The sequence below is a fragment of the Halomonas litopenaei genome (assembly GCF_017303055.1).
In the GTDB taxonomy this organism is placed as follows: Bacteria; Pseudomonadota; Gammaproteobacteria; order Pseudomonadales; family Halomonadaceae; genus Halomonas; species Halomonas litopenaei_A.
The window spans coordinates 415,826-436,130 of record NZ_JAEKJT010000005.1 but is presented as its reverse complement, the minus strand read 5'-3'; the positions used below and the strand labels follow the sequence as shown (position 1 = coordinate 436,130).

Genomic DNA, 20,305 nt, shown 5'->3' with positions numbered 1-20,305 from the left:
TGCTAGTATCCCATTGGCTCGGAGTGCTGAAGGCCGTGGGTTGCAAAAAGCTCGAAATTGCCTGTATGGCATGGAGCAACTTAAAAGTCTATTAAATTAATAATCTGTCTATTCTTAATATTACGCGGGGTTTTATGGAACAGGGTGATCAAGTAAACGCAAAAGACATTGCAAGAACCGTCTACGAGTGGGCGAGGCGCAATGGTGCGTTGGCACTTAGCAATTCTCCAAGCGCGGGAAGTTCACACGAATTAAATGATGTCTTTGACCTGGATGCTGATGAGCTAGAAAAGATTGAGAGCATTCTCAAGCGAGTAAAGATCACTGCCGTAGTGCACGATGAAGAGAATCTTGCGGTATCACTTCTTTGCAAAAATGCAGTTTCTTCAGCAGCCCGGAAGAAGTTTCCATCCGAGTCGCATGGAATAAAGTTAAGCCTAGTTGGGAAGATTGCGCTGGAGTCTAACCCCCCTGTCACCCCATCTTCAACAGAGGCTGGATCTCCAATATGGTTTTCACATAATGGATCTTTAGCTTGTGGCAGTTCTGTTACTGCAGCGACTGACTCAGGTGCAGGCACCTTAGGGTTCTTGGCGACTCGCCAAGATGGGACATTAGTGGGCGTGACCAATAACCATGTAACAGGTGGCTGCAATCACACTCCGTATGGGATGCACATAATGTCACCTGCCCCTTTTGATGCCATACCAGGTGGACCAGAGCCAACAGCTATTGGTAAGCACTCCGGCCTAGTACCAATTTTGAGTGGTGATCCCGGACAAATTCACCTTCAAGAACTAGATGTTGCCGTATTCGATGTCACCAAACCTGACATGTTGTCGTCGATGCAAGGCGAGGGGCTTTATGACACACCTGTCGATGTAGTTGACCCGTCAGCCAGCATGCGGGTTAAAAAAGTCGGAAGAACCACAGGGTTGAGGACAGGTATTGTTCTGGGAAGAGTTTCCACCACGCTCTCGATCCCCTACAAGTCAAGCAAATTTAACTCCCTTGTCCATTTTGATGATATATGGGCCATACTAGGCGATAACAACGCAACCTTCTCGGAGCCTGGGGACAGCGGCTCCCTAGTTGTTTCTGAAGATGGCCAGAATGCCGTTGGCTTAATATTTGCTGGCGGAGGAAACACATCATTCATGATCCCAGTAAGGAAGGTTCTGGATCATTTCAACCTCAGCCTTACTTCTCAGCATAATGCTGAAGGAGGCGACCAAGATGACGAAGCCAAAGAAAATGACGATGCTGCTTGAATCTCTAAGTCTATCTTCCGAAGAAGCTTCGGTGATTGAAGATGAAAGCACGCACCCATCAAGACTAACGGTTGTTGTATATGGTAAATCTCTCCCGATGGGAGTATCTCCTGTTAAGAGATGGCAAGGCCATCCAGTCAAGGTAATTTGTACTGGGGAAAAGCTAAGCCTACATTTCTAGCCTTTGAGGCCCGTCTTATGTCGGGCCTTATTGAAATCTGACATCTGTGGTGCAGGGATTCTTTAAGAAATTAGTGTTGCTAGCGCTTAGATCGCTTAACCTGGGTGATGTCCAGCAGCCGTATCCAAAGCACAGGCCTACCAGATGTGCTTCGGGACGATAAACGCAACGGGGTTGTCACCGTAGACACGATGCGTACAAACCGGACAGCTCGAGCGGCTAGCGTCAGGTACACAGGGGGAGAGCAAGGACTGGCGCTGCTGGCTGGCAGGAAAAAGCGGATTAGCAGTCCACGGCTTAGGAGTCAGAGAATGGGCAGAAGCGTCTTCAAGGGGGCACATATGGGGGCACAAGCGAAAGAAGATCATTAAAAATCACAACAATATCAAATACCTTTTTAGGCTTTTTGTTGGACGCCGCCTCCACCAACACCGACGAAAGAACCTCCCACCGGGAGGTTTTTTTGTATCTGCAAGGCGAGTGTCGGCGCTTTCTACACACCCCGGGCTCGATGCCCGCCGCCTCCACCAACACCGACGAAAGAATCTCCCACCGGGAGGTTTTTTGTATCTGTAGGTATCAAAGACCGACCCCAGGGCGAGTGTCGGCGCTTTCTACACACCCCGGGTTCGATTCCCGCCGCTTCCACCAGCACCGACGAAAAAACCACCTCATCAGCAGGTGGCTTTTTTGTGTCTGTAGGTATCAAAGACCGACCCCAGGGCGAGTGTCGGCGCTTTCTACACACCCCGGTTCGATTCCCGCCGCCTCCACCAACACCGACGAAAGAACCTCCCACCGGGAGGTTTTTTTGTGTCTGTGGGTATCAAAGACCGACCCCAGGGCGAGTGTCGGCGCTTTTCACACACCCCGGGTTCGATTCCCGCCGCCTCCACCAGCACCGACGAAAGAACCTCCCTTGTGGAGGTTTTTTTGTGTCTGTGGGTATCAAAGACCGACCCCAGGGCGAGTGTCGGCGCGTTCTACACACCCCGGGCTCGATTCCCGCCGCCTCCACCAGCACCGACGAAAAAACCACCTCATCAGCAGGTGGCTTTTTTGTGCCTACAGGTACCAGAGGCAGACCCCAGGGCGAGTGTCGGCGCTTTCTACACACCCCGGGCTCGATTCCCGCCGCCTCCACCAACACCGACGAAAGAACCTCCCTTGTGGAGTTTTTTTGTGCCTGTAGGTATCAAAGAACGACCCCAGGGTGAGTGTCGGCGCTTTTCACACACCCCGGGGTCGATTCCCGCCGCCTCCATCAACACCGACGAAAGAACTTCCCCCAGGGGGGGGGGGGCTGCAGGCATCTGAGACAAGCCGAGGGAGAATGTCGGCACGTACACGCCCCTTCCCAGGCCCTGAGCTCGTCTGTCAGCGCTTCTGCCAGGCATCACACAGGGCTTCGCTTGTGTGGCAATGCCAAGATCTGCAAAATCTCGCTTTATTTCCCATCATCAGGAGCCTACCGATGGACCGCCTATTTATTTACGGCACGCTGGGCCCAGGGCGCCCCAACGAACATGTGATGCAGCGGATTGGCGGGCAATGGGTGGCTGGCACTACCCGCGGACGGCTGCTGGAGGCCGGCTGGGGAGCCGCCATGGGCTCTCCCGGCATGGTGCCGGACGCACAAGGTGAGCTGATCAGCGGTCATGTCTTCGAATCAGACAATTTGCAGCACCACTGGCAGGAGCTCGATGAGTTCGAGGGACCTGAGTACCAACGCGTACTGGTCACCGTCACTCAGCAAGACGGCAGCCAGGTTGACGCTTACATCTACGCGCTTCGCGACCACGACTAGGTCATCCCTAAGCTTGCCTCTTTAGCCCTCTACACCATTGACGGATAGCGAGCGCTCCCCAATGGAGCTCGCGTGGAAAGATTTGCAATGAGACACCTGTCCCCAGGTCAATAGATGGCCAAAACTTAAGACTGCCTTAAGGCCACCTCCGTCATACTGACGACGTTGGCAACGTGCCGGGCGAGGATCTGGGGTATGCGAGCATTATTGGTGGAAGACGACCCGTTGCTGGGTGACGGCATCAAGGTCGCGCTGGAGCGTGAGGGCTACGCCGTGGACTGGTTTACCCAGGGCTCTCAGGCGCTCCGGGCCATGGCGTGCGAACCCTTTTCGGTCATGGTTCTGGACCTGGGTCTACCGGACTGCGATGGGGTCGATCTACTGCGTCGCCTGCGCCTTACCAGCTCTCTGCCCGTTCTTATCTTGACCGCTCGAGATGCCATCGAGGACCGCATTCAAGGACTGGACGCCGGCGCCGATGACTACGTGCTCAAGCCATTTGACCTGCAGGAGCTGCTGGCCCGCCTGCGTGTCATCACGCGGCGCGCCGCCGGGCGCGCCAGCTCGACCGTCGACATTGGTTGCCTGTCCATCGATGAAGCTCGACACCTTGTGGACTGGCAGGGACACCAGGTCACTCTGAGTCGACGCGAATTTGCCCTGCTGTCTGAACTTGCCAGGCACCCTGGCCAGGTGCTGTCGCGGCCCCGGCTGGAAGGACTGCTGTATGGCTGGGGCGAGGAGCTCGAATCCAATGCACTTGAAGTGCATGTCCACCACCTTCGCAAGAAGCTTCACAAGGAAATGATCACCACAGTGCGCGGCATCGGATACCGCCTCAACACCGATTTCCTGGCGCCTTCCCCATGATGTCGATTCGTCGCTACCTGTTCAGAACCCTGGCGCTGACGCTGACCCTGGTGACCATTCTTTCGGTCATCGCCGCCTGGCTGATCTCGCAGAACGAGCTGGAAGAAATTCTTGATGCGCAGCTGGCCATCACCGGTCGCGGGTTGATGAGCATGCTCCCCGCCGAACCTGAGGCGGAAGATTACGAGCGCCTGGCACAGTGGATGGATCAACGTAAAGCAAGCACCAGGCTCTACGCCGAAAGCGGTGCGGTGCGCAGCCTCGACCAGGCTGACGGACAGACCTTTCACCATGAAGAACGCAAGGTCGGCTTTGGCCTGTGGAACGATGCCGGCAAGCCCCTGCTGATCGGCCCAGGCTGGCATGATGCCAAGACTCAGATGACCGCTCCCGTCGAGCAAGGCTTCCGCTGGCGCTCGCTGGAGGCATCGCGTTGGCGAGTGTTCGCCCTGCACGATGACTCCCGTGGGCTATGGTTGCAGATCGGCATCGAGCGGGAGTTTTTCTCCGATATCATCGAGAGAATTGCCCTTAACCAGCTGTGGCCGATGGTATTGCTGATGCCCCTTTGCCTATTGCTGGTGCTGCGCCATATTCGCCGCGGCCTGACGCCAATCCGTCGCTTGTCCGAGCAAGTCGAGCACCGTGATTCCGGCGACCTGGGCGAAATCCTGCTCGACGTACCCGATGAATTAAAAGGCTTGAGGGGCGCCCTGAATGACTTTCTGAAACGCCTGAAGGCCGCCCTGGAGAAGGAGCGACGGTTCACCGCCGATGCGGCGCACGAGCTACGCACCCCGTTGGCCGCCATGAAGATCCACCTGGACAATGCCATCGCTGGCGAGAGCAACGCCCTGCCCAAGGCACGTCAGGGCGTCGAGCGCCTGCAGCGCGTGGTCGAGCAGCTGCTGGTGCTCGCCAGGGTCGATCGACACTCAAGTGCAGCACGTGAGCAGGTGGATCTACGCGCCCTGCTGCAGGACCTGGCCGCGGAGCTCTGGCCGCTGGCCCAGGCCCGGAATCAAATCATCGAGCTGGTCGATCTGCCCCACGTCTTCGTTGCCGGTAACGCCACCGAGATCGGCATCATGGTGCGCAACCTGATGGACAATGCGTTGCGCTATTCTCCCGACAACAGCACCGTTCACGTGACCCTGGAATCGGCGTCCTCCGGCCCGATACTGTGCATTCTCGATAGTGGTCCAGGCATCGCCGAGAGCCACCTCAATCGCGTGAGCGAACGCTTCCACAGAGCCAGCGACTCATCGGTGACCGGCAGCGGTCTTGGGCTCTCCATCGTTACCGCCATGGCACGTCAACAGGGCGTGAGTCTGTCACTCTCCAATCGGTCCCAGGGCGGCTTGTGCGCTCGCCTGGCGTGGTCTTAGGTCAGCACAGGGGCGCACCATGGCGCCCCCGTTCCAACGGACAACACCGCACTATTGGACGGCGAAGTATGTAAGGCATTCCTCCCTTCTTAAGCTGCACACAGCGCCCGTTTTCTACAAAAATGTGCACGATCCCCGCCTCTCCTGGCACGTCCTTCGCTCAACAAGTCTTTGCCCTACGCGCCAGGCCATGCTAATCAATGAGGGTGTGTTCGAAGGCTTTCCCACAAGAGACCGCCTCTACCTCATGCCTCCCCTTTTCATCAGCTACCCACAGGTAGCCCAGGCCATCCAGGGTGAACATATTCCCTGGCTTGTGGTGCTGTCTTGCCTGGTGGCGCTGGTGTCGGTCTACTCTGCCATGGCCGTGGCAGAAAGGGTCAATGCCTCCCGCTGGAAGCACCGCCGTCAGATCTGGTGGCTTGCCGGGGGCACCATGATGGGACTTGGCATCTGGAGCATGCACTTCACCGGCATGCTGGCCTATCGCCTGCCCTTTCCTGCCCATCATAGCCTGGGCCTGACCCTGGTCTCTCTGCTGCCCGCTATAGCAGCAGGGCTCATTGCGGTTGCTGCCATGGCACGCAAGGGACTTTCCTCCGCGCACAAGGTGGCCGCAGGCTGCATTCTCAGTGCGGGAATTGCCACCATGCATTACACCGGCATGGCGGCCATGCAGCTACCTGCGAGCATGCGCTTTTCGCCGACTCCGCTGATCTTGTCTCTGCTGATTTCTCTGCCGTTCGGCATCGCCAGTATTCATTGCTTTCACGCCGCGAGAGACCTGCCCCGCTTTCACGGCATTCGTCTCGGCAGCCTCATCGCGGCAACCTTGGCATCGCTGGCCATTTGCAGCATGCACTACTCGGCCATGATGGCCGTGCACTTCTTGCCCGAACCAGGCTGGGAGGCGATTCCCCACAGTGCTGGCCATGACGCTATCGTGGCGATCGCCGTTATCGTGCTTGCCTCTTTGTTCGCATTGACAACGCTGGCGTCGGTGCTGGTCGATCGCAAACTCCAGGACAGCGCCGCCCGCATGCAGGTGTCCCGGCGTCAGCTGGTGGATGTCATCGAGTCGATGCACGATGGCGTCGTGCTGCTCGACCAGCGCGCGCGTATGGTGATGTGCAACCACGCCTTCGAGACGTTGACCGGGGTGCCGCACACCGATCTCCAGGGCCACTCGCTGCTGCGCCTCAATACCCTGCTGCGCTTCGATCACTATCGCGGCAACATTCTGCGTTCGCTGAAAGAGAATGGCGCCTGGATCGGCGATGTGGAGGTTCGTCATCGTGCCGGCCATCGCTTTCCCGCACGCCTGAGCATCAACCGCGTGCGCGCCGAAGAAGACAGCGCAGGCCACTTCGTGGCGACCCTGAGTGATACCACGGCGCACCACAATGCCCAGCAGCGCATCCGCTATCAGGCCTATCACGATGCCCTGACGACACTGCCCAATCGCAGTTCGCTGCAAGAACGCATCCATGCGCTGCAGCTGGCCAGTGATGTCAGCGGGCGCCATATCATGCTGCTGCTTGTCGATATCGATAACTTCAAGGGCATCAACGACGCCCTGGGGCAGGCCACCGGCGATCGCCTGCTCAAGGCCCTGGCCGCCAGATTGAAGCCCTGGGCCAGACAACCGAGCGATCTGGCACGCCTTTCCAGCAACGAATTCGCCCTGCTCTATGACGGACTGTCAGTGACGCCAGAGAGTGCCATGGACCAAGCTCGCAGCAAGGCCCGGCAGGTGCTGGAAAGCCTCAACGGCGACTACTCCCTCGCCGGAGAGCGTCACAGTTGCCACGTCAGCGGGGGCTTCCTGCTGTTTCGCGGGGGAGAGCTTGGCGTCGGCGAGCTGCTCAAGCGGGCAGGACTGGCGCTTCTTGAAAGCAAGTGCGAAGGGGTACAGCGCCCCTGTGCCTTTGAAGCCTGCATGGTTGAACGACTGGACGCACGCCTCAGGCTGGAGCGACAGCTCAAGACCGCCGTCGAGGAAGATCAGCTACGACTTCACATGCAGCCACAGGTGGATGATCTGGGCAACATCCTCGGCGCCGAGATGCTGCTGCGCTGGGAACACCCCGAACGCGGCCTGATCTCCCCCAGCACCTTCATCAGCCTGGCGGAGGAAACCGGCCAGATTGTCGAGCTGGGCAACTGGGTGCTGCACCAGACCTGCCAGCTGCTGGCCGAGTGGCAGCAGCATGAGCGCCGACGACATTGGACCCTGTCGGTCAATGTCAGCGCGAGAGAGTTTCAACGCGCTGATTTTGTCTCCGGGGTCAAGGCAGCCTTGGCCAAGACCGGTGCCCCCGCCCGCCAGCTCACCCTGGAGCTCACCGAATCGCTGATGCTGGGAGAGGCCTATCCGGTGATCGATACTCTGGGCCAGCTGCGTGATCTCGGAGTGCGCTTCGCCATCGATGACTTCGGCACCGGATACTCTTCTCTGGCGTATCTCAAGCGGCTTCCCCTGGATACGCTCAAGATCGACGTTGCGTTTGTTCGCGACCTGACCGAAGACCCTACCGCAGCCCCCATCGCCCAGACCATTATCGCCCTCGCCCAGACCCTCAAGCTGGGCGTCATTGCGGAAGGCGTCGAGACCATTGCACAACAGGAGCGACTGCTGGAGCTTGGCTGTCGCTCCTTTCAGGGCTACCTTTACTCGGTCCCGCTTCCGCTCAAGCAGTTCCTGGCACTCGCGACACGCCCTTGCTTGCCGATGACCGAACCCGCGCCAAGTCAACAATAGGGCAGCCTAACTGGCATCACGGCAGCGCCAAACTTGCAATACTGTCACCAATTGGCAAGATGGACACCTTGACCCGAGGCGATACCATCCCCCATGAACGACCCCCTCAACCACGACGAACGCGCATCGCTGATCTCTCCTGAAAGCCACGTCGAGGGGTTTCGCAAGGCAAGGGATGCTCGCCGCACCGAGCTCATCGAAGACTATGTCGAGTTGATCTCGGATCTGATCACCGACGGCGGTGAAGCGCGTCAGACGGATATCGCCCGTCGCCTGGGCGTGGCCCAGCCCACGGTGGCCAAGATGCTCAAGCGCCTCGACGAGGAAGGCCTGATCATCAAGCGGCCCTATCGCGGCATCTTCCTCACCGAGAAGGGGCAGGCCCTGGCGGATGCCAGTCGCGAACGCCACCAGATCGTCGAAGCGGTGCTGATCAAACTCGGCATCACTCCCGAAACCGCCAGGGTCGACGCCGAAGGCATTGAACATCACGTCAGCGCAGAAACGCTGGCGGCCTTCGAGCGCTTCCTCGAGCCCTGACAGACTTCAACGCTGCCAGACCCTGCGCCCACGCCTGGCGTCGGCCCAAATATAGTCAACGTCCATTGATGCGATTGAGGCGCGCCTCTTGACGATTGCCCTGTATCTCGCCAAAACTTAGCCTTGTCTATAAATGATAGCCAAATGGCACGTTGGCGCGATACTCGCGCTTGCCCATCATCAAGGGAGTCCTGTTCATGCGTCGTTCGGCCCTTCTGCTTCCGCTGCTGACGGCTACCAGCCTGTCGAGTATCGGCCTTGCCCATGCTCAGGATGACACCGCTGGGGAGGTATCGCCCCTCGCCACCGTCGTGACCATCGGGATGCTCAGTGATCTGGTCGAGCAGGTGGGCGGAGACTGTGTTGCGGTCAACACCATGATGGGTCCGGGCATCGATCCACATCTCTACCAGGCGAGCGCCCGGGACGTGCACGATCTCGATGAGGCTGAGCTGATTCTTTACAGCGGCTTTTCGCTGGAGGGTCAGCTGGGCAAGGTCTTCGAGCGATTCTCGCGCATCAAGCCCACCGCTGCCGTCAGTGAGCAGGCGATTACCGACGATCAGGTTATCCACACCCAGGACGCCTACGGCGTGGACCCCCACCTGTGGATGGATGCAGCGCTCTGGGCCCAGAACATCCCGACCATTGCCGCCCTGCTCAGCGAGCAGCGCCCTGACTGCGCTGCGGCGATCGATGCGCGTGCAGAGGCCTACCAGGCATCGCTGCTCGCGCTCGATGAGTGGATCCAGGCCAGTATCGACAGTATCCCAGCCGATCAACGCATCCTGCTGACCGCCCACGATGCGTTTGGCTATTACGGCCGCGCCTATGGCATCGAGGTTGCCGGCATTCAGGGGCTTTCCACCGCCACGGAGACCGGTGTCGCCGATATTCGGCGCATGGCAGACAAGGTCGTGGCCCAGGGGGTACCCGCCATGTTTGTGGAGAGCACCATCAACCCACGTACGGTGCAGGCGGTCATCGATGCGGCTGCCGACCAGGGCCACCGTATCGCTATCGGCGGGCAGCTTTACTCTGATGCCATGGGCGACGAGAACACCCCGGAAGGGACCTATATCGGCATGCTGAAGAGTAATACCGAGCAGATTGTCGCGGCACTCGGTGGCCACACCGTTGCCTGGCCAGACAGCCTTGCCGACTGGACCGAGCGAGTGGCACAAGCCACCCAGATGCCCAGCGAACCTTAAGTATGTAGCGCGCGTCGCCCTGCCAGACGGGGCGACGGCGACAGGAGCGACCCCATGAGCCAGCAGCTGCACGAACCGAACCTTGCCCTGCACGTAGAGGACCTGACCGTCAGCTACCACGGCAAGCCCGTATTGTGGGACATCGACTTCGACGTGCCGCCAGGCGTGATGGCCGCCATTGTCGGGCCCAACGGCGCCGGCAAGAGCACGCTGATCAAGAGCATCCTCGGCCTGGTCCCGAGCATCGCTGGCCACGTCACCCTGCACGGCCATCCCTACCGCCAGGCCCGGCGCCGCGTCGGCTATGTGCCGCAGCGCTCGACGGTGGACTGGGACTTTCCCACCACGGCGCTGGACGTCGTCACCATGGGACTTTACGGACGCCTGGGATGGCTCAGGCGTCCGGGGCGACGCGAGCGACGTGAGGCCATGGCGGCGCTCGAGATGGTGGGCATGGAACGCTTTGCCGAGCGCCAGATCAGTCAGCTCTCCGGCGGCCAGCAGCAGCGGGTGTTCCTTGCCCGTGCTCTGGTGCAGAACGCCGATGTCTATTTCCTTGATGAGCCCATGGCCGGCGTCGACGCGACCACGGAGCGCGCCATCGTCGATATCCTCAGGCGCCTGCGCGATCAGGGGAAGACGGTCATCGTGGTGCATCACGATCTGCAGACGGTTCGCAGCTACTTCGACTGGATGCTGATGCTCAATGTCAGAGTGATCGCCCAAGGTCCGGTGGACGAGGTCTACACCGCCGACAACCTGCGGCGTGCCTATGGGGGCCAGATTGCCCTGCTTGACGATGTCACCAGTGCCATCCCCGGCCCACGCGCCCCGGCCAATTCTGAGGAGGTGCCGGGATGAGCCTGGCCAGCCTCCTCGGTGACTACACCCTGCAGAATGTGGTGCTCGGCGCTGCCATGCTGGGACTGGTGAGCGGCGTGCTGGGCTCTTTTGCGGTGCTGCGCAAGCAGAGCCTGCTCGGCGATACCCTGTCCCATGCAGCGCTGCCAGGGGTCTGCCTGGGCTTCATCATCGCCGGGGGGCGTGAAATGGGCAGCATTCTTGCTGGCGCGCTATTTACTGGCTCCCTGGCTGCCCTGGTGATGCTGCTGCTGACCCGCATGAGTCGGCTCAAGACCGACGCCGCCCTGGGCATCTCGCTGAGCGTCTTCTTCGCTATCGGCGTAGTGCTGCTGACGTACATTCAAGGCACGGGCAACGCCTCCCAGGGCGGCCTGGATGCCTTTCTGTTCGGCCAGGCGGCGGCCACGCTGAGAAGCGACCTGTGGATCATGGCTGCCGTGGGCGGCGTGGCCCTGGCCTTGGTCGCCGGCCTGTGGAAAGAGTTCAAGCTGGTGTCCTTCGATGCCCAGTTTGCCGCGACCCAAGGCATGCCGGTGTCGCTGCTGGATGGGTTGATGACGATCATGATCGCCCTGGCGGTGGTCATTGGCCTGCAGATGGTCGGCGTGGTGCTGATGGCTGCCATGGTCATCGCCCCTGCCGTTGCCGCCCGTCAGTGGGCCAACCGGCTCGAGTCGATGGTGGCATTGTCGGCGCTGTTCGGCATTCTCGGCGGTGTCGTGGGCGCCGTCATCAGCGCCACGGGCCCCGGCCTTGCCACGGGTCCGCTGATCATTCTGAGCCTTTCCAGCGTGGTCCTGGTGTCCCTGCTATTCGCCCCCAGACGTGGCTTCTTGTGGGAGATCCTCAAGCTGCGACGTGACCGACGCCAGCTCCGCTACCAGCGCGTGCTGACCACGCTTTACCAGCTGGCAAGCCACCACGCAGACCGCCACTATCGCTCAGAAAAACGCATGCTGGACACCTACCTGGGCGCAGATAGCCGCAGGGCTCTTGCCCGCCTGATGGCTCGCGGACTGATCATCGAGCAGGACCCTCCCCCCCATGAGCCCGGCAACAACAAACGCTGGGTACTGACGCCAGCAGGCTGCCAGGAGGCAGAACGCATTCTGGCGACGCTCGGGCAGGAGCAAGCACACTAATGGCCACCCTATTCGACAACATTCCACTGATGATCATGCTGGTCGGGGCGCTGGTGGGCATCGCCTCTAGCCTGGTCGGCACCTTTCTGGTGCTGCGCGGGACCAGCATGCTGTCAGACGCCATCGGTCACTCTATCGTGCTCGGCATCGTGGTCGTCTGGCTGGCGACCCATCAAGCCAACGGCCCGGTGCAGATCATCGGCGCAGCGCTGACCGGCATCCTTACCGTCTTCTTGACCGAACTGCTGGTCTCGACGCAAAGGGTCAAGAAGGATGCCGCCATAGGTCTGGTGTTTCCCGTGCTGTTTTCGCTGGGCGTGCTGCTGATCAACCTTTACGCCAGCGACGTGCATATCGACGCCCATACGGTGCTGCTGGGGGAAATCGGCTTCGTCTGGCTCGATACCCTGACCATCGGAGGCGCGGAGGTGCCCCGCGCGCTGATCTCCATGGGCGCCATGACCTTGCTCAACCTGCTGTTCGTGGCGGCCTTTTACAAGGAGCTGAAGCTCGCCACCTTCGACGAGGCCCTGGCCAAGGCATTAGGCTTCGCCCCCACGGCACTGTTCTACGTCTTGCTGATGTTGACCAGCGGTACCGCCGTCGCAGCCTTCGATGCCGTAGGTGCGGTGCTGTTCGTGGCCTTCGTCATTGTTCCGCCATCCGCGGCGTATCTGCTCACCGACCGGCTATGGAAGATCTTTGTCTATGCCTCGCTGATCGCGGCCGCCTCCAGCGTCTCCGGCTATATGCTGGCGGTGGCATGGGACGTGTCGATTGGCGGCATGATGGCCGTCATGACCGGCGTCTTCCTGGCTCTGGCCTTTCTGCTCGGTCCGCGCTACGGCCTGTGCGCCCAGTGGCTGAGCCGTCGCCGCCAGCGTGACCTCAACGAAAGCCGTACCCTGATGGTGCACCTCTATCACCACGAAGATGGCCCCGAAAAGGCGGTGGAAAACGTAACCCAGGCGCTGCGCGAGCATCTGATGTGGACACCTGCCAGGGCGCGTCGCGCGGTTGAGTTATCCCGCCAGCGCCAGCTTGTCGTGCAGGAGGGTGAGCGCTTGCACCTCACCCAGGCGGGCCGGCACATGGCGCGAGAGATTCTGGAGCCAGGCGCCAAGGACGGCAGCTGATACCAGGCCGCGACGTCAACGGGGCAGCCAGAGGCTGCCCCGTTGACGTTAAACTGGCAGAAGCACAGCTCTTGCCTCAGATCTTGATATCGTAGTCCACGTACTTGTGCATCAGCTCGTCGTAGGTGCCGTCTTCCTTGATCTCGGCCAGGGCCTGATTGAACTGTGCGGCCAGGTCTTCGTCGCGAGGACGAAACGCCACCGCCACACCGTGGCCAAAGTAGGACTTGGGCTCACGGATCAGCTCGGAGCTGACCACTACCTCGCTGTCGGCCTCGTCCACCTGCAGGTTGGCCAGCGCCAGCGGGTAGTACATGAAGGCACTGTCCAGGCGTCCGGTCTTGACGTCCAGCGCCAGGTCCTCGGCGGTGGCATAGCGACGCACTTCCATGATGTCGCCGTAGGTATCGGTGATGAAGCGATCACGAATGGTGCCGCGCTGCACGCCAACGGTCAGGCCCTCCAGGCTCGCACGGTCGTCGGGATCCACTTCACTGCCGCGCAGCGTCACCCACACGCTGGGGTTGGAATAGTAGGGCTCGGAGAACAACACCTGCTGGCGACGCTCTTCAGTGATCGCCATGGACGACATGATGGCGTCGTACTTGCGGGCCATCAGCCCCGGGATGATGCCATCCCAGCTTTGCTCGACCCATTCACATTGACGCTGGATGCGCCGACACACTTCTTCCCCAAGCTCTACCTCAAAGCCCGTCAGGGTGCCATCAGGCAAGCGGTACTCGAAGGGCTCGAACGGGATATCCACCCCCAGCTTGAGCGGCTCGTCGGCCTGGGCCGTTGTCACCAGGGTCGAAGCCGACAAAGCGGTGAGCCCCAGCAGGGCACTCAATAGCACAGGACGGGAAAACGATCGCATCCGTAAGTTCCTTTTTGCGTTATGGTTATTGGTCTATGCCTTGTGGGCACAAAGAGTCTGCCACTCTCTGTCACCCTCGCCAAGTTGCCTGCGACATGCTGACAACCACCGGTCATCATCGATAAGGAACGACAATGCTCAACGGCCGCGCTCTGGCGTATCTGTGCGAAGTACAGCGACGTGGTTCCCTGCGGGGCGCAGCCATCCACCTGAATGTGGACGTCTCCGCCATCAGTCGCTTGATCCGGCGCCAGGAAGAAGAGCTTTCGATCCCATTGCTGACCCGCCACCCAGATGGCGTCACCCTGACCGAAGCCGGCCGCCTGCTGGTGGAACACCATCGCGCTCGATGCGATGCCGAAACGGCAACGTTGTCGCGCCTGAGCGCGCTTCAGAGCCTGGATAGCGGTGAGGTCAGAGTGGCCGTGGGCGAGGGCTTTATCGCTGACCTGGTCAATGCCCCCTTGCAGACCTTCATGACGGCGCATGCTGGCATCGACATTGTGGTGGTCATGGCCGGCGTCAACGAGGCCATGGCGTTGGTCCGTGACCGCGAGGTGGATCTGGCCCTGCTGTACGCGCCACCCATGGACCCGCTACTGCGTTGTCATGTGGAGCGCCGCCACCCTCTGGATCTGATCGTGCCTGCCGACCATCCACTGACTCGGCGCCAGGCACCATTGACCCTGGCCGAAATCAGCGATTGGCCACTGGGGCTGATGGACAGCCCCTTCGGCATGCGCCAGATGGTCGACCAGGTCGCCCATCAGGAGCGCCTCCATCTGCGTTCACGGCTGCATACCAACTCGGTCACCGTCCTGAGGAATTTCGTCAGGTCCGGTAGCGGCGTCACCTTTATGCCCGAGTTGACCGTCGCCGATGACATCGCCCAGGGGTTGATTCAGGTGCTGCCGCTGGCACATCCGGTGCTCAACGGGGCCCGCGCTCAGATCGTCAGTCGTCAAGGCCGGCCATTGCCGGTGGCGGCAGAGGCCTGCCTGGCGCATCTGCGTCGCGGCATGCGCTTCTTTGCCGATGATGCGCCACGCCTGCTGGCCCCACATCGCCAGAGCGGCGTTGCCTGAGGGCCCGTCCGACGTGCTGCCAAACGCCAGACCATGCTGGCGTTGCCAAAAGATCAACGCCTTGGGGTTTGATTAGTCAACGCGACAACGCCTAGTCTCGTTATCGATAGACAGCGTTGCCGCACAATAACACCACAACACCGGAGTCCCTCATGAGCCTGTTTCGTCCACTGCCCCTGCTTGCTGCCCTGACCACCGCCACGACAATGGGGTTGACCGCCGCCTCAGCGCTGGCCGCAACCACCGTCAACCTGAGCTATAACGGCGCTCCCGACCCGGACAAGAACGCGGTGCACGTGTTCGCCACCAACTTGAAGGAACTGGTCGAGGAGAAGACCGGAGGCGAGCTTGAGCTCAAGCTGTACCCCAACAGCATGCTGGGTGAAGAGCAGGAGCGCATGGAGCAGACCATGGCGTCGCCGAGCCTGAACATTGCGTCCTTCGCCGGCATGTCGCCCATCGTCCCCGAAGTGTTCGTCAGCGCGATCCCCTTCCTGTTCAAGGATTTCGATGACGCTCGCCAGTTCTTCGACGAAGGCAGCTACTGGAAAGCGGTTCAGGAAGACCTGGAGGGCCGCGCCGGACTGGAACTGCTGGCGGTAGTCGAGGAAGGCGGCTTCCTGGCCTTCACCAACGACAAGACGCCAATCGCCGAACCGGCGGACTTCGAAGGGCTGCGCTTCCGCGCCATGGACCCCAGCCAGGTCGCACTTTATGAGGCCTTCGGCGCGTCCGGCACGCCCATTCCCTGGACCGAGGTCTACATGGCGCTGAAAACCGGCGTCGCTGACGGCCAGATGAACCCGCCGATGTATATCATCCTCGGCAGCCTCTATGAGGTTCAGGACTACCTGACGCTGGCCAACATCCAGTACTCCGACCAGTTCCTGGTGGGCAACACCAGCATGATCAATGGCTGGGACGAGGCGACCCAGACTGCCTTCCGTGAGGCGGTCGCCGAAGCCAACCAGCTTGCTCGCGAACAGAACCAGGCCAAGGTCGATGAGCGCATTGCCTACCTGGAAGAGCAAGGCATGGAGGTCATTCGTCCTAACCCAGAGCAGCTGGAAGCCTTCCGCCAGCAGGGCCAGCCGGCTTATCTTGAGTGGCTGAAGGACCAGAACATCGAACAGCGCTATATCGACATGGCGCTCGACGACGCCGGACTTCAACTCAGCGCCCAGTAGCCCTGAGCACTTAGTACTGAACACCGGGCAGCGTCGACGACCGTCTGGCTGCCCGGCACACAGTGCACTGACCCAGACTCTCTTAACACGTGCTCTGAACAAGTGCTCTGAATAGGTGCTCTGAACAAGCGCTCTGATATTAGCGGCTCAACGTTAAGCGCTCTGATATCGGTATGGCGACATGAGTGCTCTGACGTGAGTGCGCAGGCCTGAGCGCAAGACGAAGAATGCTCCAGCACGTACAACGGCCTCCGCTCCAGGAGGCCGGTTCATCCTGTTTCACCAACCTGTGGGAGAGCCTCCCCATGTCCTGGTCCCTTGCCCAAAGCCGGCCCGTCATGGCGCTGCGGCGACTATCGCTATGGAGCGCGAGTGCACTGCTGCTCATTGATCTGCTGGCCATGCTGTATGGTGTGGCCGCTCGTTATCTAGCCGGCGGGGCCCCCATCTGGACCGATGAACTGGCCCGCTACCTGATCATCGGCGCGGTCATGCTGGCCCTTGGCAGCGTCTGGATCGAAGGCGGTCATATGCGGGTCGCGCTGATCGAGCGGCTGATTCCACGCACCCTGGGGCGCATCCTCTCTGTCTACCAGTGGCTATTGACCCTGGCACTTGCCGCTGGCGGAGCCTGGTTCAGCTTTCACTACGCGCAATCAGTGGCGATGTTCCAGAGCCAAGGCCTGGGCATTAGTCGGGCCGTGCCGGTCATGTCCGTGCCGCTCGGCTTTGCGCTGCTGACGCTGATGGCGCTGTGCCATGGCCCATTCCCGCTACCGACCCAGGACGGCGACGCCGACGCCGCTCAGCACGACCGGGGGGCCACGTCATGACGCTTGCCATGCTGGCGGTCTTTGTCGTCCATGTGCTGCTGGGCCTGCCCCTGTTCATCTCGCTGCTGGCCACCGCCGTGGTGGGTTTCGCCTTCGTCGACCTGTCGATGATTCCCCGCATGATGCCCCAGCAGTTCTTTGGCGGCATCGATGCCTTCTCATTGATGGCCATCCCGCTGTTTATCCTCGCCGGCAACCTGATGAACGCCTCGAAGCTGACCGACCGGCTGATGGCGCTGGCGCGTCTGTTGGTCGGCCATCTGCGCGGCGGCATGGGCCACGTCAATGTGGTGTCCAGCGTGTTCTTTGCGGGGGTCAATGGATCGGCGGTCGCCGATACCTCGGCACTGGGCTCTCTGCTGGTCCCTGCGATGCGCAAGGAAGGCTATTCGACGGCCTTCGCCGCTGGCCTGACGGCGGGCAGCTCACTGATCGGGCCGATCATCCCGCCCAGCATCTTCATGATCCTCTATGCCTCGCTGACCAACACCTCGGTGGGCGATCTGTTCCTTGCCGGCGTGATTCCCGGGCTGTTGCTGGGTGCCGCCTTCATGGCCATGAATGCTGTCTACGCGCGTCGCAAGGGGCTGCCCAAGGGTGATGGCTGGCCCGGTGCGCGCCAGCTGGGGGTGGCTGCCCTTGGCGCCTTGCCTGCCCTGATGGCCCCCTTCCTGATTGTCGCCGGCATCGTCATGGGATTGGTCACACCCACGGAATCGGGAGCGCTGACCGTGGCCTACGTGGCCCTCTACGGAGTGCTGGCTGGCAACCTGAATCTATTGGCGCTGTGGCGTGCGTTTGTCGACACGACCCGCCTCACCGCCGCCATCTTCGTCATCATGGCTGCCTCCAGCACGGTCAGCTGGCTGCTGTCCTACGCCCAGGTGCCCTACCAGTTCGTCGAGCTGTTGACCCCCTACGTCGATAGTCCGGTGATCATTCTGCTGTTGCTCAGCCTGATCACCTTCATCACCGGCATGTTCATGGAAGAGGTCTCGGCGCTGATGCTGCTGACACCGATCTTTGCGCCAGTGGCCATGATGGCAGGCATCGACCCGGTCCACCTGGGTATCATCATCACCCTCAACATCACCATCGCGCTGATCACGCCGCCGATGGGCGCCTGCGTATTCGTCGCCGCTGCCGTCAGCCGGCTGGAGATCACCGCGCTGTTTCGTACCATCTGGCCCTTCGTGGTCATCGCCCTGCTGGTCCTGGTGGCACTGATCCTGGTGCCCTCCCTGACCCTATGGCTTCCGACCGCTCTGGGATGAGAACCTCCATGACCTCCAACGAAGGCTGCAACGAGACCTGCAACGAGAGCTGCAACAACGGCATCAATAACAGCGGTGACGACCGTCATCCCTGTGCACATCCCGAGACCCCAGCCATGGCGATTCCTCTATCCGCTGAGCCTTCCTGGGCCCAACTGCGCCAGATTCCCATTCAGGGGCTGGATGATCCCCTGGTGCCCATGAGCCTGGCCCCATCACCGGTCAAGGTATTTCCCGCCTACGCCCGCCTGGGAATTCCTGGCGCCATCAACGAGTGCTATCTGCGTGAAGGCGTCTATCGCCGCGTGCTGGCGGCGGCGCGCTCGCTGCCTGACGGCATAGGTCTGATCGTGCTGGACGGCTGGCGTCCGTGGCGAGTTCAGCAGTACCTGTTCGACACCTTGATGGAAGCCATTCGCGGCAACCATCCAGACATTGATGAGGCTGAGCTGCTAAACCGTACTCGTGAGTTCGTGGCCGAACCCAGCACCCGTGCCGACGCGCCGAGCCCTCACCTGAGCGGCGGCGCCGTCGACGTGACCCTGTGCGATGCCGATGGCCTGCCGCTGCCCATGGGCACTTTGTTCGACGAAGCGTTGCCGGCCTCCCACACCGCCTTTCTGGAACACAAGGCCACGCTGACCGATGACGAGCGCGCGGCGCGGGACAACCGCCGCCTGCTGTACCACGCCATGACCGCTCAGGGATTCACCAACCTGCCGAGCGAATGGTGGCACTTCGACTTCGGCGACCAGCTGTGGGCCCATTACGGCGGCCACGACCAGGCGCTGTACGGACCCGCCGAACTGGACACCATCGAGAATCGCTGGCGGCGGCAGTTGTAGCGAAAAGCGGTAAGGGAAAGGGAGAGTGGGCAGGAGAAAGGAAAACGTTGAGGGGCAACACGGGATAACTGGCTGCGCTGGACATCTCGAACTGTGGCGCTGACGATGCGCTACTTCAGCGGCTCAGCCGCCCCTCATCATCGATCACCCTGACCTTGGTCGGACGAGAGCGAGACCATTTCCAGAACACCAGGTTGACGTCACGGGCACCGGCCCCCGTCGCCTGCGACGGTACTCGTATGCCGACAATGCCTTGCCGAATCAGCTCGTCGGCAATCTCCCAGGCGAGCACGCTTTGCCGTGCGAGCCTCTTCGCCAGCCAGGCCTCATGCATCCAGCTGTCCGCGTCGGGATGGACGAGGGCACAGACATCCCGATCACACAGGTCAAGCAGCGGACCACAGTCGACCTCATAGGTGCACAGCGTCAGCGGCTGTGTCTTGAAGGGCATTCCCTGTTGCGCTTCCAGCCAGGCGGTCTCGAACCGCGCTGAGGTGTAGAGTGCGGGTTGGCCAACACGGTTCCAGCGCCCGCCATTCAGCGCCGCCCCATCTCCGGATTCAGGTGCGTGCTGCCAAAGAGGGTTGTGCCCTCGATACACCAGCCCGTTGAAGTGAAAGCCGTGACTCCGCAGGCTCACGCATAGCCCCCCTCGGCGATATGCGACAGATACGCGCGTACATCATCGGCTCGACCTCGCCTGACCAGTTCTTCCGCCGTCATATCGCCCAGGGCCGCAATCGGGTAGCTGCGAAACCACGACCAGGCTGCGCTGATCGAGCCAGTCCAGGGCTCGATGCGTTTGAGTATTTCATAGGCCTGGCGCAACCGCTGCTGCGTCGAGACGGCTTGCAGCCGCTCCTTGCGAACGATGGCGCTCTGGCTGAGCCCGATGGCGCGAGCAAATTCGCTTTTCGTTATATGAAGCGCCTTGGGCAAGGCATCGGCGCTGATATAGCCCTCGGCATTCACCGCTTCACGAATCTCAAAGGACATACCTGGCACCCATTACGACATAGATATATGTCAATCT

At 60.8% G+C, this 20,305-nt stretch carries 18 protein-coding genes; 15 read left to right on the top strand and 3 right to left on the bottom strand.

Translation table 11 applies throughout. The annotated features are described in order from the left end of the window. The first annotated feature begins 134 nt into the window (after positions 1 to 134). From JF545_RS12130 to JF545_RS12085, 10 genes are all read left to right on the top strand, one after another. Positions 135 to 1,271, top strand: a complete 1,137-nt coding sequence (locus tag JF545_RS12130; RefSeq protein WP_206942406.1) for a hypothetical protein — start codon at positions 135 to 137, stop codon at positions 1,269 to 1,271. 1,655 nt (positions 1,272 to 2,926) lie between these two features. Then, the gene (locus tag JF545_RS12125; protein ID WP_206942404.1) at positions 2,927 to 3,259 is read left to right on the top strand and encodes a gamma-glutamylcyclotransferase family protein; all 333 of its coding nucleotides are present in this window, start codon (positions 2,927 to 2,929) and stop codon (positions 3,257 to 3,259) included. A gap of 195 nt (positions 3,260 to 3,454) precedes the next feature. Further along, positions 3,455 to 4,129 (top strand): response regulator, encoded by a 675-nt coding sequence (locus tag JF545_RS12120; RefSeq protein ID WP_206942402.1) that lies wholly within the window; start codon positions 3,455 to 3,457, stop codon positions 4,127 to 4,129. After that, on the top strand, positions 4,126 to 5,517 hold the full coding sequence (locus JF545_RS12115; protein WP_206942400.1) for an ATP-binding protein: 1,392 nt from the start codon (positions 4,126 to 4,128) through the stop codon (positions 5,515 to 5,517). Before JF545_RS12120 ends, JF545_RS12115 begins: the two co-directional genes overlap by 4 nt. Positions 5,518 to 5,764: 247 nt before the next feature. Next, a complete protein-coding gene (locus tag JF545_RS12110) occupies positions 5,765 to 8,278 on the top strand; it encodes an EAL domain-containing protein (RefSeq protein ID WP_206942397.1) in 2,514 nt (837 codons plus the stop codon). Positions 8,279 to 8,371: 93 nt separating this feature from the next. After that, entirely contained in the window at positions 8,372 to 8,818 is a 447-nt protein-coding gene (gene mntR, locus JF545_RS12105) for a manganese-binding transcriptional regulator MntR (RefSeq protein WP_206942395.1), read from the top strand. 197 nt (positions 8,819 to 9,015) lie between these two features. Further along, positions 9,016 to 10,029 carry a metal ABC transporter solute-binding protein, Zn/Mn family gene (locus JF545_RS12100; RefSeq protein ID WP_206942393.1) on the top strand — a complete coding sequence of 338 codons (1,014 nt, stop codon included), beginning with the start codon at positions 9,016 to 9,018 and terminating at the stop codon, positions 10,027 to 10,029. A gap of 54 nt (positions 10,030 to 10,083) precedes the next feature. Next, on the top strand, positions 10,084 to 10,890 hold the full coding sequence (locus JF545_RS12095) for a metal ABC transporter ATP-binding protein (RefSeq protein ID WP_206942391.1): 807 nt from the start codon (positions 10,084 to 10,086) through the stop codon (positions 10,888 to 10,890). Beyond that, positions 10,887 to 12,035, top strand: coding sequence for a metal ABC transporter permease (locus JF545_RS12090; RefSeq protein WP_206942389.1), 1,149 nt, complete (start codon positions 10,887 to 10,889; stop codon positions 12,033 to 12,035). Before JF545_RS12095 ends, JF545_RS12090 begins: the two co-directional genes overlap by 4 nt. After that, positions 12,035 to 13,171 carry a metal ABC transporter permease gene (locus JF545_RS12085; RefSeq protein ID WP_206942387.1) on the top strand — a complete coding sequence of 379 codons (1,137 nt, stop codon included), beginning with the start codon at positions 12,035 to 12,037 and terminating at the stop codon, positions 13,169 to 13,171. Before JF545_RS12090 ends, JF545_RS12085 begins: the two co-directional genes overlap by 1 nt. A 76-nt stretch (positions 13,172 to 13,247) precedes the next feature. Here the strand turns inward: JF545_RS12085 and JF545_RS12080 are convergent, their stop codons facing one another. Then, on the bottom strand, positions 13,248 to 14,048 hold the full coding sequence (locus tag JF545_RS12080) for a transporter substrate-binding domain-containing protein (RefSeq protein ID WP_206942385.1): 801 nt from the start codon (positions 14,046 to 14,048) through the stop codon (positions 13,248 to 13,250). A gap of 134 nt (positions 14,049 to 14,182) precedes the next feature. Here JF545_RS12080 and JF545_RS12075 point away from each other — a divergent pair, with 134 nt between their 5' ends. The 5 genes from JF545_RS12075 (at position 14,183) to JF545_RS12055 (ending at position 19,272) form a co-directional block, all read left to right on the top strand. Then, complete coding sequence (locus JF545_RS12075; protein WP_206942383.1) at positions 14,183 to 15,133, top strand: LysR family transcriptional regulator; 951 nt, start codon at positions 14,183 to 14,185, stop codon at positions 15,131 to 15,133. A 152-nt stretch (positions 15,134 to 15,285) separates the two neighbouring features. Next, complete coding sequence (dctP, locus tag JF545_RS12070; RefSeq protein ID WP_206942381.1) at positions 15,286 to 16,320, top strand: TRAP transporter substrate-binding protein DctP; 1,035 nt, start codon at positions 15,286 to 15,288, stop codon at positions 16,318 to 16,320. A 305-nt stretch (positions 16,321 to 16,625) separates the two neighbouring features. Beyond that, complete coding sequence (locus JF545_RS12065) at positions 16,626 to 17,153, top strand: TRAP transporter small permease (RefSeq protein ID WP_206942379.1); 528 nt, start codon at positions 16,626 to 16,628, stop codon at positions 17,151 to 17,153. Further along, positions 17,150 to 18,427 (top strand): TRAP transporter large permease, encoded by a 1,278-nt coding sequence (locus JF545_RS12060; protein WP_206942377.1) that lies wholly within the window; start codon positions 17,150 to 17,152, stop codon positions 18,425 to 18,427. The genes JF545_RS12065 and JF545_RS12060 overlap by 4 nt, the downstream gene beginning before the upstream one ends. Positions 18,428 to 18,543: 116 nt before the next feature. Then, a complete protein-coding gene (locus tag JF545_RS12055) occupies positions 18,544 to 19,272 on the top strand; it encodes a M15 family metallopeptidase (protein ID WP_206942606.1) in 729 nt (242 codons plus the stop codon). Between the two features lie 115 nt (positions 19,273 to 19,387). Here the strand turns inward: JF545_RS12055 and JF545_RS12050 are convergent, their stop codons facing one another. Then, a complete protein-coding gene (locus JF545_RS12050; RefSeq protein ID WP_206942374.1) occupies positions 19,388 to 19,912 on the bottom strand; it encodes an RES domain-containing protein in 525 nt (174 codons plus the stop codon). After that, a complete protein-coding gene (locus JF545_RS12045; RefSeq protein WP_206942372.1) occupies positions 19,909 to 20,268 on the bottom strand; it encodes an XRE family transcriptional regulator in 360 nt (119 codons plus the stop codon). Before JF545_RS12045 ends, JF545_RS12050 begins: the two co-directional genes overlap by 4 nt. Positions 20,269 to 20,305 lie beyond the last annotated feature (37 nt).

What these genes read in the sequence shown, in the direction of transcription:
- JF545_RS12110 (WP_206942397.1), top strand. Translation starts at nt 5,765, where the DNA reads ATGCCTCCCCTTTTCATCAGCTACCCACAGGTAGCCCAGGCCATCCAG.
- JF545_RS12120 (WP_206942402.1), top strand. Translation starts at nt 3,455, where the DNA reads ATGCGAGCATTATTGGTGGAAGACGACCCGTTGCTGGGTGACGGCATC.
- JF545_RS12125 (WP_206942404.1), top strand. Translation starts at nt 2,927, where the DNA reads ATGGACCGCCTATTTATTTACGGCACGCTGGGCCCAGGGCGCCCCAAC.
- JF545_RS12065 (WP_206942379.1), top strand. Translation starts at nt 16,626, where the DNA reads ATGTCCTGGTCCCTTGCCCAAAGCCGGCCCGTCATGGCGCTGCGGCGA.
- JF545_RS12095 (WP_206942391.1), top strand. Translation starts at nt 10,084, where the DNA reads ATGAGCCAGCAGCTGCACGAACCGAACCTTGCCCTGCACGTAGAGGAC.
- JF545_RS12045 (WP_206942372.1), bottom strand. Translation starts at nt 20,268, where the DNA reads ATGTCCTTTGAGATTCGTGAAGCGGTGAATGCCGAGGGCTATATCAGC.
- JF545_RS12130 (WP_206942406.1), top strand. Translation starts at nt 135, where the DNA reads ATGGAACAGGGTGATCAAGTAAACGCAAAAGACATTGCAAGAACCGTC.
- mntR (WP_206942395.1), top strand. Translation starts at nt 8,372, where the DNA reads ATGAACGACCCCCTCAACCACGACGAACGCGCATCGCTGATCTCTCCT.
- JF545_RS12075 (WP_206942383.1), top strand. Translation starts at nt 14,183, where the DNA reads ATGCTCAACGGCCGCGCTCTGGCGTATCTGTGCGAAGTACAGCGACGT.
- JF545_RS12115 (WP_206942400.1), top strand. Translation starts at nt 4,126, where the DNA reads ATGATGTCGATTCGTCGCTACCTGTTCAGAACCCTGGCGCTGACGCTG.
- JF545_RS12090 (WP_206942389.1), top strand. Translation starts at nt 10,887, where the DNA reads ATGAGCCTGGCCAGCCTCCTCGGTGACTACACCCTGCAGAATGTGGTG.
- JF545_RS12060 (WP_206942377.1), top strand. Translation starts at nt 17,150, where the DNA reads ATGACGCTTGCCATGCTGGCGGTCTTTGTCGTCCATGTGCTGCTGGGC.
- JF545_RS12080 (WP_206942385.1), bottom strand. Translation starts at nt 14,048, where the DNA reads ATGCGATCGTTTTCCCGTCCTGTGCTATTGAGTGCCCTGCTGGGGCTC.
- JF545_RS12100 (WP_206942393.1), top strand. Translation starts at nt 9,016, where the DNA reads ATGCGTCGTTCGGCCCTTCTGCTTCCGCTGCTGACGGCTACCAGCCTG.
- JF545_RS12055 (WP_206942606.1), top strand. Translation starts at nt 18,544, where the DNA reads ATGGCGATTCCTCTATCCGCTGAGCCTTCCTGGGCCCAACTGCGCCAG.
- JF545_RS12085 (WP_206942387.1), top strand. Translation starts at nt 12,035, where the DNA reads ATGGCCACCCTATTCGACAACATTCCACTGATGATCATGCTGGTCGGG.
- dctP (WP_206942381.1), top strand. Translation starts at nt 15,286, where the DNA reads ATGAGCCTGTTTCGTCCACTGCCCCTGCTTGCTGCCCTGACCACCGCC.